The organism is Microcoleus sp. B4-C2 (assembly GCF_036705265.1).
Lineage (GTDB): Bacteria > Cyanobacteriota > Cyanobacteriia > Cyanobacteriales > Microcoleaceae > Microcoleus.
In genome coordinates, this window is the sequence record NZ_JAUBUB010000076.1 from 17,458 (window position 1) to 32,199 (window position 14,742).

Annotated in this window: 15 protein-coding genes and 1 riboswitch; of the genes, 8 read left to right on the plus strand and 7 right to left on the minus strand. The window is 46.3% G+C overall.

Annotated elements, in window-relative coordinates; genetic code table 11:
* Positions 1-116 precede the first annotated feature (116 nt).
* From QUB20_RS20415 to QUB20_RS20430, 4 genes are all read left to right on the plus strand, one after another.
* Positions 117-695, plus strand: coding sequence for a Uma2 family endonuclease (locus tag QUB20_RS20415; protein WP_333248878.1), 579 nt, complete (start codon positions 117-119; stop codon positions 693-695).
* A gap of 38 nt (positions 696-733) precedes the next feature.
* A riboswitch (cobalamin riboswitch) is annotated at positions 734-878 on the plus strand.
* 118 nt (positions 879-996) lie between these two features.
* The gene (locus QUB20_RS20420) at positions 997-1,437 is read left to right on the plus strand and encodes a hypothetical protein (RefSeq protein ID WP_333248875.1); all 441 of its coding nucleotides are present in this window, start codon (positions 997-999) and stop codon (positions 1,435-1,437) included.
* A 19-nt stretch (positions 1,438-1,456) separates the two neighbouring features.
* Positions 1,457-2,323, plus strand: coding sequence for a methyltransferase domain-containing protein (locus QUB20_RS20425; protein WP_333248872.1), 867 nt, complete (start codon positions 1,457-1,459; stop codon positions 2,321-2,323).
* Between the two features lie 108 nt (positions 2,324-2,431).
* A complete protein-coding gene (locus QUB20_RS20430) occupies positions 2,432-3,280 on the plus strand; it encodes an ABC transporter ATP-binding protein (RefSeq protein ID WP_333248869.1) in 849 nt (282 codons plus the stop codon).
* Positions 3,281-3,436: 156 nt separating this feature from the next.
* Here QUB20_RS20430 and QUB20_RS20435 read toward each other — a convergent pair whose 3' ends face one another.
* On the minus strand, positions 3,437-4,138 hold the full coding sequence (locus tag QUB20_RS20435; RefSeq protein WP_445299422.1) for a diacylglycerol/polyprenol kinase family protein: 702 nt from the start codon (positions 4,136-4,138) through the stop codon (positions 3,437-3,439).
* A 305-nt stretch (positions 4,139-4,443) separates the two neighbouring features.
* Between QUB20_RS20435 and QUB20_RS20440 the strand changes: the two genes are divergently transcribed.
* Positions 4,444-4,725: an antibiotic biosynthesis monooxygenase gene (locus tag QUB20_RS20440; RefSeq protein ID WP_333216526.1), complete on the plus strand. Its 282-nt coding sequence runs from the start codon at positions 4,444-4,446 to the stop codon at positions 4,723-4,725.
* Between the two features lie 53 nt (positions 4,726-4,778).
* A complete protein-coding gene (locus QUB20_RS20445) occupies positions 4,779-5,285 on the plus strand; it encodes a DinB family protein (RefSeq protein WP_333248866.1) in 507 nt (168 codons plus the stop codon).
* A gap of 314 nt (positions 5,286-5,599) precedes the next feature.
* On the opposite strand, the gene bicA is transcribed toward QUB20_RS20445, so the two are convergent.
* The 3 genes from bicA to QUB20_RS20460 form a co-directional block, all read right to left on the minus strand.
* The gene (gene bicA, locus QUB20_RS20450; RefSeq protein WP_333248863.1) at positions 5,600-7,273 is read right to left on the minus strand and encodes a bicarbonate transporter BicA; all 1,674 of its coding nucleotides are present in this window, start codon (positions 7,271-7,273) and stop codon (positions 5,600-5,602) included.
* 497 nt (positions 7,274-7,770) lie between these two features.
* Positions 7,771-8,739 carry a glycosyltransferase gene (locus QUB20_RS20455; protein ID WP_333248913.1) on the minus strand — a complete coding sequence of 323 codons (969 nt, stop codon included), beginning with the start codon at positions 8,737-8,739 and terminating at the stop codon, positions 7,771-7,773.
* 199 nt (positions 8,740-8,938) lie between these two features.
* Positions 8,939-9,409 (minus strand): tetratricopeptide repeat protein, encoded by a 471-nt coding sequence (locus QUB20_RS20460; protein ID WP_333055010.1) that lies wholly within the window; start codon positions 9,407-9,409, stop codon positions 8,939-8,941.
* A gap of 210 nt (positions 9,410-9,619) precedes the next feature.
* Here QUB20_RS20460 and QUB20_RS20465 point away from each other — a divergent pair, with 210 nt between their 5' ends.
* Together QUB20_RS20465 and QUB20_RS20470 are read left to right on the plus strand one after the other, a co-directional pair.
* Positions 9,620-11,041, plus strand: coding sequence for a glycosyltransferase family 4 protein (locus tag QUB20_RS20465; RefSeq protein ID WP_333248911.1), 1,422 nt, complete (start codon positions 9,620-9,622; stop codon positions 11,039-11,041).
* Between the two features lie 34 nt (positions 11,042-11,075).
* Entirely contained in the window at positions 11,076-12,998 is a 1,923-nt protein-coding gene (locus QUB20_RS20470; RefSeq protein ID WP_333246745.1) for a hypothetical protein, read from the plus strand.
* A 193-nt stretch (positions 12,999-13,191) separates the two neighbouring features.
* On the opposite strand, the gene QUB20_RS20475 is transcribed toward QUB20_RS20470, so the two are convergent.
* From QUB20_RS20475 to upp, 3 genes are all read right to left on the minus strand, one after another.
* A complete protein-coding gene (locus QUB20_RS20475) occupies positions 13,192-13,326 on the minus strand; it encodes a hypothetical protein (protein WP_333291613.1) in 135 nt (44 codons plus the stop codon).
* 55 nt (positions 13,327-13,381) lie between these two features.
* Positions 13,382-13,528, minus strand: a complete 147-nt coding sequence (locus tag QUB20_RS20480) for a hypothetical protein (protein ID WP_332946242.1) — start codon at positions 13,526-13,528, stop codon at positions 13,382-13,384.
* A gap of 319 nt (positions 13,529-13,847) precedes the next feature.
* Complete coding sequence (gene upp / locus QUB20_RS20485; RefSeq protein WP_333055013.1) at positions 13,848-14,483, minus strand: uracil phosphoribosyltransferase; 636 nt, start codon at positions 14,481-14,483, stop codon at positions 13,848-13,850.
* Between the last annotated feature and the right edge of the window lie 259 nt (positions 14,484-14,742).

A 14,742-nucleotide genomic window follows, 5' to 3' on the forward strand; every position in this document is an offset into this window, starting at 1 on the left:
CTTTGTGGAACAGGCATCTTGCCTGTTTCTTAGCATGATTAAAATCTAATTTTATGTTGAATTAGCAGAATTTTTAAGATAAACTGAAATGAGTAGATTAAAGGAGAGCGTTGTGTATGATCGCGCAAGTTGAAACCAAAACCTACACCGCTGAGGAATATCTAGAATTGGAAATCAATTCTCAGGATCGGCATGAATTTATCAATGGGGAGATTGTTATGATGGCTGGCGGCACACCGGATCACAATGAAATTACGAGCATCTTAAATGCTATTTTGAGGGTGAGTCTTAAGGGTAAACCTTACAGTATTTTTGCATCGGATCAGCGGCTTTGGGTTCCGCAGCTTAATAATTATACTTACCCGGATGTGATGGTGGTAGCGCGCCCGATCGAGCTGCAATCTGGACGGACGGATACAATTACCAATCCGCTGCTAATTGCTGAGGTGCTGTCTAAAGGTACCAAAGCTTATGACCGCGATGAAAAGTTTGCTGCTTATCGCAGTATTCCTAGTTTTCAGGAGTATTTATTAATCGACCAATATCGGCTACAGGTGGAGCAATATTCTAAAACTGATGCGAATAAGTGGATTTTTTCGGAATATAGCTGTATGGGCGATCGGCTCAGTTTAACATCTGTTGCTGTGGAAATTTCGCTGGCCGATTTGTATGAAAATATTGAGTTTGGTGAATAGGCGGACGCTTTTTTGTCAAATATCCCAAAGAGTGGTAATATCCCCGTATATCGATCGGCTCTGATGAAAAACACACATCAGACGTAAGGGGGAAAGTTCGGTGCGAATCCGGCGCTGTCCCGCAACTGTAATGAGATCATTGCATCTCTGAGTCAGGATGCCCGCCGATTTGTTTACAATCATGTTTTTCATCTGCGAGGTATGGATGATGGTGAGTTCAATATTTTTACAAATAATCTGCTGTTGTGCTCCGTTTCCTGATCGACAATAACGAAATTTTAGGCAGCGGGAAACTAAAAAAATGCGAATCGAAGATAGTGTTTGGCAGGGTAGTTTTGGCTACTGGCAAAACTTGTTTATTCACCAGAATATTTTGCCGATCGGACATACTGCTTGGAATGGTTTTTTGCATACAGGGCGAGGCTTGGTTGCTTGCAAAATCCATACTCCCCTTAATGGCTCGGTGAATTGGAGCGTAGATACTATCAAGTACGATCTGCAATTTATTTCCGACTTGGAGGCAACCGTTTATTTGCAGCAACTAGAAATAGAGGAGAACACTGTTTTAAATCTGCTCCAAATCATTGCTGGCTACGAACCCAAGGCAGCAATTATATTTTTGTCGATCGCCAACGGTCAGATTGATATCAATTTGTTGCAAAAGTTGGCAATTTCTCCTGTTGAGTGCTATGAACAGGTATGCAAGCGCTGGGAAGAATTTCAACTCTGCCCTAAATCCTAAAACTTACTAAATTTTCCGAATGCCGCAGCCAAAATCAATCGAAATTTCCAAGGTAACTCGCTACCAAAATGCAGCGCTTAATTACTATTTGGGCCTGACAGATTCGCCCTACCTTCACTACGGCTATTGGGAAACCCTACCTGTGCCCGCTGACGAACTAACGATCGCACGATTGCGCCTCGCTCAGCAAGCTTATACTGTAAAACTGTTGGATGCGATCCCCAAAGGCACTCATACGATACTCGATGTGGGCTGCGGGATTGGCGGAAATGCGGCTTATTTGCTCGATCGAGGTTTTGCAGTCGAAGGGCTCGCACCCGATCCGTTCCAACAACAGCGCTTTCTTAAGTGTACGCGCGATCGGGCAATCTTCCACCTCACGAGGTTTGAAGACTTCAAAGCAACCCATTTCTACGATCTTATTCTCTTTAGCGAAAGTAGCCAGTATATGTCGGCTGTTGATATTGCTAACGGTGCCGCCAAAATCCTCAATCAGGGCGGTTACGTTTTGCTGGCCGATATGCTGCGATCTAATGCTAATTATAAAGAGGGAATGTTCTCTAATTGTCATGTTGTTACGGAACTTCATGCAGCATTAAAGCAGGCTGGATTCACTTTAGTAAAAACTGAGGATATTTCCGCCCATATTTTGCCGACTATCGATTTGTATGTCGATACTTTTCGCAGATACGGACTGAATACAATGATCTATGTTGCAGATTTGATTGCAATCACTGTTCCCCCCGTCCACAAATTCCTGCGCTGGATATTTCGTCGCTGGTTCAAGAAGCTGGTGGTTGAAGGATTGGAGGCTGGCAAACTTTTTGAGCAGCATCTCTGTTATGAAATGCAACTTTGGCAGTTGTCAAAATCTGATCGAGGCTGACACAAATATAATGGAAATCGGTAATCGGTAATTGGAGGCATAGCCTCCGGGTATTTATTCCCAGGCAGAGCCTGGGAACAAGGTTATAAAAAATAAAAAATAACGAATATGTCTGAATGGATTCTAGAATTCGCTGGCACTTCCTACTCCTATCCCTGCGGTTCGCGAGTGGCAATTCAGGGTTTAAATCTCAAAGTCCCTGCTGGGAAACGGTGCGGGCTGATCGGTCAAAATGGCTGTGGCAAAACTACCTTTTTTCTGTTAGCAAATGGCTTGTATCAACCACAACAGGGAATCATTCGCTGGGAAGGTGAACCCTTTCGCTACGATCGCAAATCTTTGATGCAACTGCGCCAACAAATCGGACTCGTGTTTCAAAATCCCGAACATCAATTAGTAGCTTCGACGGTAGAAGAAGATATTTCCTATGGATTGTACAATGTAGGCTTGAGAGAATCCGAAATTGCTCAACAGGTGCAGCAGGCGATCGAGCAATTCGATCTAAGCGAACTCGCCCGCGAACCAATTCACAATCTCAGTTTGGGCCAGAAAAAGCGGGTTTCCATCGCCGATATCATGGTTCTCAAACCCAAACTGCTGCTGCTAGATGAACCTACCGCCTATCTCGATCCGCGTCACACCCGACAACTGATCGGTTTACTTCAACAAATTCACAGCGCCGGAACCACTATTCTTTTAGCAAGTCACGACCTCGATTTCATCTACCGCTGGGCTGATTGGGTGTTTGTGATGGATCGAGGAAAATTGATTTTAGAAGGAACACCGGAAACCGTTTTTGCTCAGCGGGATGTGTTGGAACAATTGCAGCTTGGTGTACCGCTGGCGATCGAGCTAATCGAGCAAATAAGGGCGATGTTTCCAACAGACGATCGCTCAAAAATCCCCGTTTTCGAGCAATGGCAACAACAAATTTTACAAGCACGTCGGCTGCTTTAACGGGACTTAGACAATTGATAATTGGGGTTGCTGATTCACGGTATGAATCACCTTTGATCGGAATTTACAAAACTCACCCGACTTGGTTTATAGCAATTGCAAAATCTTGAATTCCTACCTGTATCCAGCAATTCCCCCCGTGGGGGGAAGTTCAGATTACACATTACCAATTATCAAAAATTGATTTAGGAAAAAGGCGATCGCCCCACTGCCGATCGGCACAGTCAGATTGTCAATTCCCAGCTTGGAAACCGACTCCAAAGTAGCAGCAGCCAAAGCTACAACAGCAGACACAGCCCAAGTTTGCCAAATATTGCCTTGAACCGCCAGCAAAATCAAACTACTAATAGCAAAACTCACCAAATACATAGTTGCAGAACCTTCCCAACTCTTTTGTATTCCCCCAACTCGATAAATATGTTTGCCGTATTTCTGGCCGATGACAGCAGCCAATCCGTCGCCCCAAGTCATCACTAAAATGCCCAAAGCAGCGTATTCCTGATGTTGCAGCGGCCAAAACCAAGCTACAAGAACGCTGATACTAACAGCATAGAAAAAAGTCCCCCAACTCTTCCGGTTGATACTGTTAAGACTGGGCAAAATCGGAACTTGGTAAGAAATTAGGGCGATCGCACCTGCTAAAACCCCCGCCGAAATCCCCACCCAACCGGGTATTTCCAGCCACCATGCTAGCAAAATCACATTTCCAGTACCGATGTGAACAATCTTCCGCGATACCTCAGCATCGACAGAAGTAAAGCGATTTAACCCTTCAGCTACCAGTAAAACCAAACCCAACCAGACTCCCACGAGGGAAATTTGCAGCCATACAGTCGGAATTTCAGAAAATATAGACACGATATTTAGGAAACACTTATTTACATCAGGTACTGTTTACTACTTTACAGTCCTGGACGCATAACCTCTATATGTAGGGTGCGTTGTGCATGGAGTCTTACCGCTATAATTTGCGCGTCCAACCACTTGTTAAGTAAGTCCTGATACATAAGTATCTCATTGCGACCGAAGGGAAGCAATCGCTTCCATTGATGACAGCTTTGCATTTTGAACGTGGGGCGATCGCTATTTAGGCCAAAAAATGTGCGATTGCCTGTTATAATTTGCAGCATCACAAACTTAAACTTCCAATAAACTTTATTGCTATGCAGTATGTCTTAATTATTCATGAAGTAGAAAATTATGAAGCTTGGAAACAGGTATTCGATCGTGCTGAAAGCATCCGAAAAGAAGCTGGCGAGCGCTCCTATCAGGTCTTGAAGTATGACAATGAACCCAACAAAATCGTTCATTTCTCCGCGTGGACATCAACAACAGATGCCAGAGCGTTCTTTGAGTCGCCTGCACTGGTTAAAATTAGAGAGGAAGCGGGAGTTAAAGCTCCTGAATTTATTTATCTAGACCAATTAGAGTCAGGAGTCTTGTGAAAGACATATTTGTATAATGTAAGTTGTTCAAACTAGGTGGTGAAGTTTTGAGTATGTACGAGGGTAGCTACTACCAGCTAATGGCCGAGTACAATTGCTGGATGAACCAAAATATATATTCTGTCTGCTCGACAATTCCTGATGAACAGCGCAAACAGGATGTGGGTGCCTTTTTCAAGTCTATTCATGGCACTTTGAATCACTTACTGTATGGTGACAAAGCATGGATGGGTCGTTTCAATCTTCACCCATTTTCGGTAGCCGTTATCGGTCAAGAACTGTATGCTGAATTTGAGGCTTTGAGAGCGGAACGGGAGACAATGGATCGGCAAATTATAGAATGGTCTAGACATCTTAATTCTGACTGGTTGAGTCAACCGTTTGAGTACACAAGCAATGTAGATGGTAAATGCCGCGTGCTACCGACTTGGGTTCTGGTGACACATATGTTTAATCATCAAACTCACCATAGAGGGCAAATTACCACACTGCTCAAACAACTTGGTTACGACCCAGGCGTTACAGATATTCCGTGGCTACCCGCTATATCAATCGGATAATTTCTGGTTGTATAGCTACACGCCTGAAGAATCGGCGGTTAAAACCTCGTATAAACTTGCCTCTGGTTCCAGCAGAGGGAGACTGAAGAAAATCAAGAATTCATATCAATTCCGGTTGCACTCAGACCTGATTGTTGACTGTTGACTGTTGGCTGTTGACTAAAATTATGCTTTCGGGACAACTGACTGTTTGGAAATTTGAAGAATATCGATGCAACTGGAAACGATATGAAAGGGGCGATCGAGCCATAGAAATAGCAGGAGAAACGGGCACTCCTGCTAAACCACTACTATTTTGGCGAATTCGCGCCTTGTTACACAGGCGCTCCCAAGGGGATGCCTTTGTTGTCAACCACAGCGACCGCTTGTCGCAAGGCTGCGGTACGATCGCTCAGGAAATGCTCTGGCGCGATCAGATCCAACAATCCCAACTTCTGCAAGCGCTGTTGAATTTTCTCGCTGGCACCGACAATGTAAACCTGCAAACCCTTATCGCAGGCATCGCGGATCGCATTTTCGATCGCCAGCGAAGCCGTCACCCCCAGCATGGGCACAGCACTCAAATCCATCACCAAAGCATCCGCATCCTTCATAGCATTGTGTTCGCGGGAGATCGCCTTTGACAACCCAAAAATCATCGGGCCGCTCAAGCAGAACAGCAACACGCGCCCCCTACCCCGATCCAAGAGTTGCTTCTCCTCCTCACTGATGAGCACCTCATCATCCGTATCGGAAATCAGCTTCACTCCCGCAGACTGCAAACTACTCAACCGTTCGATTGTCAGGATATTGGCAATAAATACGCCCACACCCACCGCCACAATCAGATCCACAAACACAGTCAAAAACAGTACCCCGTACATGATCAGGGAACCCTTAACAGATACTTTGTGCGATCGTTTGAGGAAACTCCAGTCAAGGATATCAATCCCCACCTTCAACGCAATCCCCGCCAACACCGCCATCGGAATCGGTTCAGTTAACTTCGCCGCGCCCAAAACCACCACCAGCAGCACCAACGCCCGAGTTAAACCCGACAACGCCGAAGTCGCGCCTGTTTGGATATTGACCACAGTTCCCATCGTTGCCCCGGCGCCCGGTAAGCCACCGCAGATCCCCGACACGATATTGCCAATTCCTTGACCGATCAACTCCTTATCGGACTTGTGCTCAGTCCGCGTCAGACTGTCCGCCACCACCGCCGTCAGCAAGGTATCGATACAGCCCAGCATCCCCAGCATCACCGCATCCACAAACATCACCGTGAGTTGACCGGCGGAAAAAGTCGGCAATTGCAAGGGAGGCAGTCCCACCGGAATTTCTCCAATCCGGCGAATATCCGCGCCCTGAAACACAGTCAGGGAAATTACCGTGCCGACAATCAGCGCTATCAATTGCGGGGGTACGATTTTCTTCAGCTTTTTGGGCATCAGGAAAATAATTGCCACCGTCAAGATACCGAGAATTGCTTCCGGCGGATTTACGTTTGCCAGCAACTGCGGAATTGCCATAAAAGTGCCCAAAACACCTCCTTTGGGAGGGGCTTGACCCAGAAACGGTGCAATTTGCAGAATGATCAAAATCACGCCAATTCCCGACATAAAGCCCGAAATCACGCTGTATGGCATCAGGGTGACGTATTTCCCTAGCTTGAAAATACCAAAGATGATTTGAAACAGCCCCGCCAGCATCACAACGGTAAATGACATTGCTAGCCCTTGTTCGGGATTGCTGGCGGTGAGGGATGCGACGATCGCAGTCATCACCACAGTCATCGGCCCTGTGGGTTCCGAAATCAGTGTTGGGGTGCCGCCAAACAGCGCCGCAAAGAAGCCAACACAAATGGCACCGTACAGTCCGCCGATCGGCCCGATTCCCGAAGCGACCCCGAAGGCGAGGGCCAAGGGCAGCGAGACAATGGCAGCCGTGACACCGCCGAAGATGTCGCCCTGGAGATTATTGAAACTAATCCGATTAGTTATTGACATGAGTGGTGCATTAATAAAATAGACAGAATTTAACAATGCTGACTTTGATCCCTTCACCCACTCTCAGGGCAAAAGTTTTCCCTAATCGCCTGACAGATAGCACAAGCAGGGCAGACCCAAGGAAAGGTCTGTACTCGTCTCCGATCGATGTCAAAGTCGTAAATACTTAATTTTCAGTATTTCTTAATTTCTTAATTTAATCTAAAACGTGTCCGATCGAATTTTTATTTTTAGCCGACTCTCTCAACGATCCCCGGAAAGTTTTCGATCGAGCCCAATCTGAGCAAATCTCAAGGCCAAACAAAACCCCCTACTCAAATAAATTAATATATTATCCCCTGCTGATAATTAATAACTCTTATTGATGGTTAGGATCGCGAATTAAATAATTTACACTCTTGAAAGTGGGATGGGCGTCCCGCCCGTCCAGAAAGGGCGGGCGGGACGCCCATCCCACAAGAACCATCACGCATTCTAAGTTATTTAATTCTCATTCCTTATTTGATCAACTCTCGCACAAACTCAAACGCTTTTGGACGCAACTCGACCGGCAGCAGCGACAATCCCAAACCTGCCCACATTTTCGCCGCAGAAACAGACTTTCCCGCCCGCACCATCAGGCGTCCTTTTGCAGTTTCACCAACCTCAATCAGTCGCAAACCTAGCGCTAATTGAGTTTCGGCAATCCTTTTGACCCTGACTGTTTCCAACTTTTCCGACTCAAACTCGTAGCCGGTCAAATAGCGCAATTTATCATTCAAATACGGAATTGCCCGATCGACTCCTTGCTGTCCTGCATGAACTCGATACTCCATCAACAGCTCCGGCAAGTAATAGCATTTTTTTCCTGCAATCGCAAGTCTCACAAACAAATCGTTATCTTCGCAATTTTGCAAATTCGGCCGCAGAAATCCGACTTCTTCCAGCGCGCGGCGCCGAAACAAAGTCGCCCCTATTTGCAAACTTTGTCTGAGAAAAACTGCCGAGAGCAAATCTTCAATAATTCCAGCCGACAACTCGGTGCGCCCCCACCGCTGCGAATTCAGTTTCGTCTGGTTTTCGTCAATATAATTGTTAATGTCGATCACCCAGTGATCTGTACTGACAAAATCGATGCTGGGGTCTTTATCTAAAATAGCCGATGTCCGCTCTAGAAATTGCGCGCTGAGGCGATCGTCATCGTCAAACTTGATAAAATATTTGCCTCTTGCAGCAGCAAAGCCCGATCGCATATTATTACTCTTGCCGATATTCTGCGGGTGGCGAATGTAGCGAATCGGGCGATGGCGTCCCGCCCCGCAAGCTACGACAAATTCCGACATCAACAAAGGAGTGCTGTCAGTAGAACCATCATCACAGATAATTAATTCAAAATCTGTATAAGTTTGATCTAGCACGCTGGCGATCGCACAAGCCAGCAGATGCACTCGATTGTAAGTAGGAATGCAAACGCTAATTTTAGGCACTAACTTAGACAATTTTAGATTTTAGATTTTAGATTTTAGATTGCTCAAAAGTGACTAAGCTGTTGTGCATCTAATTTGACAGTCAATTTTTCTACAATTATTATTGTGGAACGGGCATCCTGCCCGTCTCTGGATTCAATTTAAATGCGTAGCAGCTTATAATTTGGTATTAACACTTTTGGGCCCAGGAAAATTAATTTTAACTCAAACGAGCCGTACACTCCAGAATTAACTTTTGATTCACCAAAGCAAACGGTTGAATTTCCAAAGCGCGACGAAAAGCTTGAATAGCATTTAGGTATTCTCCCAACGCAGCGTAGCACAAACCCAGACCGTGCAACGCCCCAAAATGCACCGGGTTCAGTTTGAGGACAATTTCGCAGTCGTCGATCGACTTTTTATAATTTCCTTGAGTATAGTGAAGTACGGCGCGTCGGTTCCAAGCTTCCGCAAAATCCGGCGCTTCCGCAATCAATTTCGTCAGCAAATCCAAAGCGTGGTGAACATCGCCTGCATCCAGCGAAACTTGCGCTCGCCTGAGAATTTGCATCCCATAGTCACCTTTCTGGTTAAACCAAGTGTGCCAGAGTTCAGTAGTTGCCCGATCGCGAACACTTTCGTCGGACTTTTTCAAGTCTTCCAGCAGCGCCTTAAGAGATAATTCGTCCATAGGTGCGAAGATTGTTAAAAAAAACGTTTTATCAATCAATTTTATCGCGCAAGCGGCAAATTTATTTATCTCACATCTTGCACCATTCTCGCTTAACAGGCTTTTCGGCCTGTTCCATAAGAAAATTCACTCTTTGTGGAACAGGCCGAAAAGCCTGTTCCTAAACAAGTAATTGAGAATGGTGCAACATCTCAGTTTATCTCACATCCCATGAAGATTTTGATGCTTTCCTCAACTTTTCCCTATCCGCCCAGCCGCGGAGGAACTCAGGTAAGGACGTTTAATTTATTACAATACTTGAGCCGGCGACATGAGGTAATTCTCGGCACTGTACGATCGCCCGATGTCACCGATGCACAAATCGACACATTGCGCCAGCAAGTCACAGAATTAGCAGTTTTTCCCAACCCGCGATTACCCCCCCAACCCCCCCTTGTCAAGGGGGGGCTAAGACTCCACCAGGAGACTGAGGAAGGATTCTTACCTCCCCCCCTTAACAAGGGGGGGACTGAGGGGGGGTTATTTCCTGCCCTTAACCAGGGGCTTGAGGAGGGCTTCTTGCCTCCCCCCCTTAACAAGGGGGGGACTGAGGGGGGGTTCTCTGAAATAATAGGAAAATTCCACAGATTCAGTCGATTTTTGCAGTCGGGAACACCTCCAAACGTACTCTCAAGCTACTCCCAAGCAATGCAGAATTGGGCAGACGAATTGGTAACAGCAGGCAAATGCGATACTGTCACCTGCGAGCACAGCGTTAACGAGATTTACGTGCGTCCCGAATGGCGGCAAAAACTGCTGACAGTAGCAAACATTCACAGTTCCGTTTGGGGAACTTGCAGGGAAATGTTAGCAACCGGCACCTCGGAAAAACCCCTGCGCGATCGACTAAATTTACCGCTACTCGCCCGCTACGAAAAACGCTACTGTTCCAAATTCTCCCGCATTGTTGCGACAACATCCACAGACAGAGAGCAACTCCTCGAATTACTGTTGCCTTCGGTACAGGTGCGAGGAAAACAAGATTTTTTTGTACCTCCCATAGATGTAATTCCTAACGGCGTGGATTTAACTCAATTTCCGTATCGGTCGATCGATCCGGGAGGACACACCTTAATTTTTGCAGGCGCAATGAACAATTTGCCGAATATTGACGCGGCGCGGTTTCTCAGTTTGCAAATACTGCCACCTTTGCAGCAGCGCTATCGGGATGCTACCCTCACCCTAGTCGGGGCTTCGCCAGTCCCGGAAGTGCTCGCCTTGGGGGAACTTCCCGGAATTCAAGTAGTAGGTCGGGTGCAAAGGGTGGCAGAATATTTGCATCAAGCTGCTGTTTGTGTGGTGCCGATGCGGATTGGTTTTGGGATTAAAAATAAAACTTTGGAGGCGATGGCTGCGGGAACTCCCGTGGTTGCTAGCGATCGAGGTTTGGAGGGTTTAGCCGTCGATGGGGGCCCACAACTGATAAGGGCCTTGCGGGCGAACAATGTTCAGGAGTATGTTGAGGCGATCGCCAGTTTGTTTGAAAATCAGCAGCTAAGACAGGAGCTCTCTGTCAACGCGCGATCGCTCGTTGAAAGCCAATACACTTGGGATATCATAGGTCGGCAGTACGATCGGCTATTGCAATTTTAAACTCTAAATTCTAAAATCTAAATTCTAAAATGGCATGATGGAACACAAAATTAACCCCTCAAAAAATCGAGCCAAACCCCCAGAAAATCCCAAAGTTGCTCCTCCCCCCACAAGACGCCGGCGCCAAACCCGACGCCCCAAAAATCTTCAAGAGTCCCCGCTTCCAATACCTACTCCCCGAACTCGCGCCAGATATCCCTGGAAAAGACTGATAGCTAATTTGACAGCCCTCAGCATCTTGGGTGGCTGTGCAGCTTTAATGGGAGGCGGCGCTTGGCTGAGTTATCAGCTCATCGTCGATCCCAATGGCAACAAGTTGATCTCTCAATTTGTGCCGGAATGGTCGCGCCTGCCTACAGGTAGCAGAGATTCGATCCAAACTCTCGATCAAATCAAAGCCAGCATCCGCAAATTGGGATTCGTAACCGGAGAACCCCTGTCGCTTCCCGTCGATCAATCCCGCGATAATTCTATTTCCGATTTGTTATTGCCGGTGATGGTAGAAAGAACTGTTAAGGCTTCTACTGTTTGCAAAAATCCTTGCCGTCAAATTGTCGAACTTCGGGTGTACAAGCGAGTGCAATTTCCCGATCGCAGTTCCGATAAAGAGCAGTATTTCCAACTAGCAAGTTCTGTGAATGTAGAAGGCCCTGCGGAATCTTTTGTCATTGCTTCTTTAGCTGACTCTACATCTAACAATCAAGCCTCCAATCAGTCGCTACCGCTAACAGAACTGCGGCGATTTGACGGCAAGCCCCCCGCATCGGGCATTTGGTTTAATGTCAGCGGTCAACTAAAGCAGGGCGACAAGAAAATTCCCTACGGACAAGTCGTTCGCTACAACCCCAGCCAAAATCATTTAATGCCGCTGTTGGAGTGGGCGAGTGCGGCTGGACAACCGCCGAATTGGCAGCAAATTGTTAAGGGCGAAAACCCCCAGTTGGCGATCGACCAAACAGTTGGTTTAGAGCCGCAATTTACCCTTTATCAAATTGGCCCGCGCAAATTTTTGCCCAACCCAGTTCAGTTAACGGCGATTTCTTTAGAAGAATTTGCCTTCAATGACGAGACTTACAAAAATGGGCTGCGACTGGCGAAAAGCGGGCTGTGGTCTCCAGCATTAAATGTTATGCGTGTGGCGAAGGGGAAAGCCGGCAAAAATTGGCCCGCAGTCGCGCAAGCTCAGCTAGAAACGATCGAATTTCACGCTAAAATTACTCGGGCGCAGGCGATCGCATCTTGGGCCAGTCCCGGTCAACAAGTTCTCGCAGAATTGATCGACGGCCGCTGGACTGAAGCTTTGCAAGTATTTGAAGCCGATCCGAGCAACTCTCACGAAATAGCCACAACCCTCAAAAATGACAGCGGGCGGATCTGGAACCGCATCGACGCCGCCTTGAGAGTGAATGCCGCTGACGCCGATGTCAAGGCTTGGGGCGCCCTGATTGTAGCTTCTCAAGACGGCACTCGCGAAGCGATGAATTGGCTCGACCAGCAATCAGATACTGACAGCGAAACAAGAACTCGAATTCGGAATTTGGTCAACAAACTTCAGGAAGCAGTTTCTCAGGCGGAAAGTTTAGAAGACCACAAAAGTCAAATTATGGGTTCTGCTACTTTAATTAACAGTGTCAATCCCGCTGAGTGGCTGGAACCAGAACCGAACAATGAGTTAAAATTGGCAGGAGAACAAGTTTGGTATCAGGTGCAGGTAGCAAGTTTTTACGACGGTAGCCGCTGGGTTAATTCACCATTTTCTGATGTAGAAGTGAGTTCTTTTCCTGCTACTCAAGTCAAGTGGCTCTGGGGGCGGCTAGGATTACAGGCTGACCCCAAGATTAAGATTGAGGTAGCGATGGCTAACGGTCAACAAAGAGTTGCTGTGGGAACGGTGAAAGCAGTGCAGATTCAAGACGGAAGTCTGCGCTTGCTGGCGGCGGTTGACAAGCGATCGTAATCTGGCAGAAAGCCTTCGGCAGATAGAACAGTCCCGGAGGCACTCTTGATATTATGTCCGGTCGATTACCCATAATACGGTAGGGGCTCCCCTCACGAAAAATATCTGCCAATAAATGACAATCTCAAAAACCCGCCCTTTTAATCGCGGTCACTCGATCGGACATGATATGACACAAAGAAACCGGGTTTTTTTACCATTTCTGCCGATCGCAACAGAAGTATTTTCGTAAAAAAACCCGGCTTCCTTCCACCTGTACGTCCAAAACTCGGAAAAAGGAAAATTCTTTCTCTTGCCTCTCCCGCAACTCGGACAACAATGCAGACAAAAATTTTGTTAATTTAATTAATTAACACAACCTGTGCACAAAAAACCCACAGATGTCAAATCGCGCCCTTTTTAGAGAGTGCTGCAATCATCTGCCGTTTCACTGCTTTAGCCCAAAGCTCAAACTCCAAACTGTTGATATTCTGAATTTTCACTTCCTCAACAGGCTGAGTTGGGGCTTCCTTCTGTGCTGTAGTCTCCATTGTTTTTTCCCTCGTCAAAAAATGTTAGTAGTCGCTCGCAAACGCTTAGCATCATACATCTATTTTAATAACTAATTCTGGCAAGAAATTACACTAAAGGCATAGAATTTAACCATAAAATGCAGTAAATACATCTAGATCATGCAATTTACGAATTTAATGTAATAAAACCCTACAAGCCATGTTATATATAGGCTTTTCTTGACATTAAAATTTTACAACTTACATTATATCGCACTATCAAACCACTGCTTATGTTAGTAAAGTTATTTTTAAATGAATGTATTGACATATACAGCAGAAAATAATTTTATTGAATTCACATAGTGCCGTAAAGTCGATCGCCCGCATCTCCCAGTCCGGGTACAATATAGCCATGCTCGTCCAAACACTCGTCAACAGCAGCCGTATAAATCTGCACGTCAGGGTGTTGTTCGTGAAAGTGCCCCACTCCCTCCGGTGCCGCCAGCAAGCACAAAAATTTAATAGACTTCGGATGAACTTCTTTCAGCCTATCCACTGCCGCCACTGCTGAATTACCAGTAGCCAGCATCGGATCGACAATTAAAACATCTCGCTGTTCGATATCCTGGGGAACTTTGAAATAATATTCAATCACCATCCGAGTTGTCGGATCGCGGTACAAACCAATATGTCCTACCCTCGCAGACGGAATCAGCTCTAAAATACTATCTAACAGTCCCTGACCGGCGCGCATAATCGAAATAATCACAATTTTCTTTTCAGCAGCCAGCACCGGTGCATTCATTTTGGCGATCGGCGTTTCTATTAGTTCGTATTTTAGCGGCAAATCTCGCGTCACTTCATAGGCTAGCAGCATTCCAATCTCTTTGAGCAATTGGCGAAATTTCGCCGTACTCGTTTGAGTTTGCCGCATCAGAGTTAACTTGTGCTGTATCAAAGGATGGTCAATGACAGTAACTTTAGCACTCATTTTTTTGAATAATTAATTGGCTTTATTCTAACTTATCAGCCATCGAGGCATTCTTGACGCAAAAAAAAACCGATTTCTGCGGCCCCTGCGTCCTGGACTACTTATATCAAACCCTATTGAAAACACGAATACCGCGCGAATAAAATTGCTCCGACAATTACCTTTCATCCCCCCAGAGCGACACTAAGGAATGAGAATTAAATAACTTCCACAAGATTGTGGGATGGGCGTCCCGCCCGTCCAAAAAGGACGGGCGGGA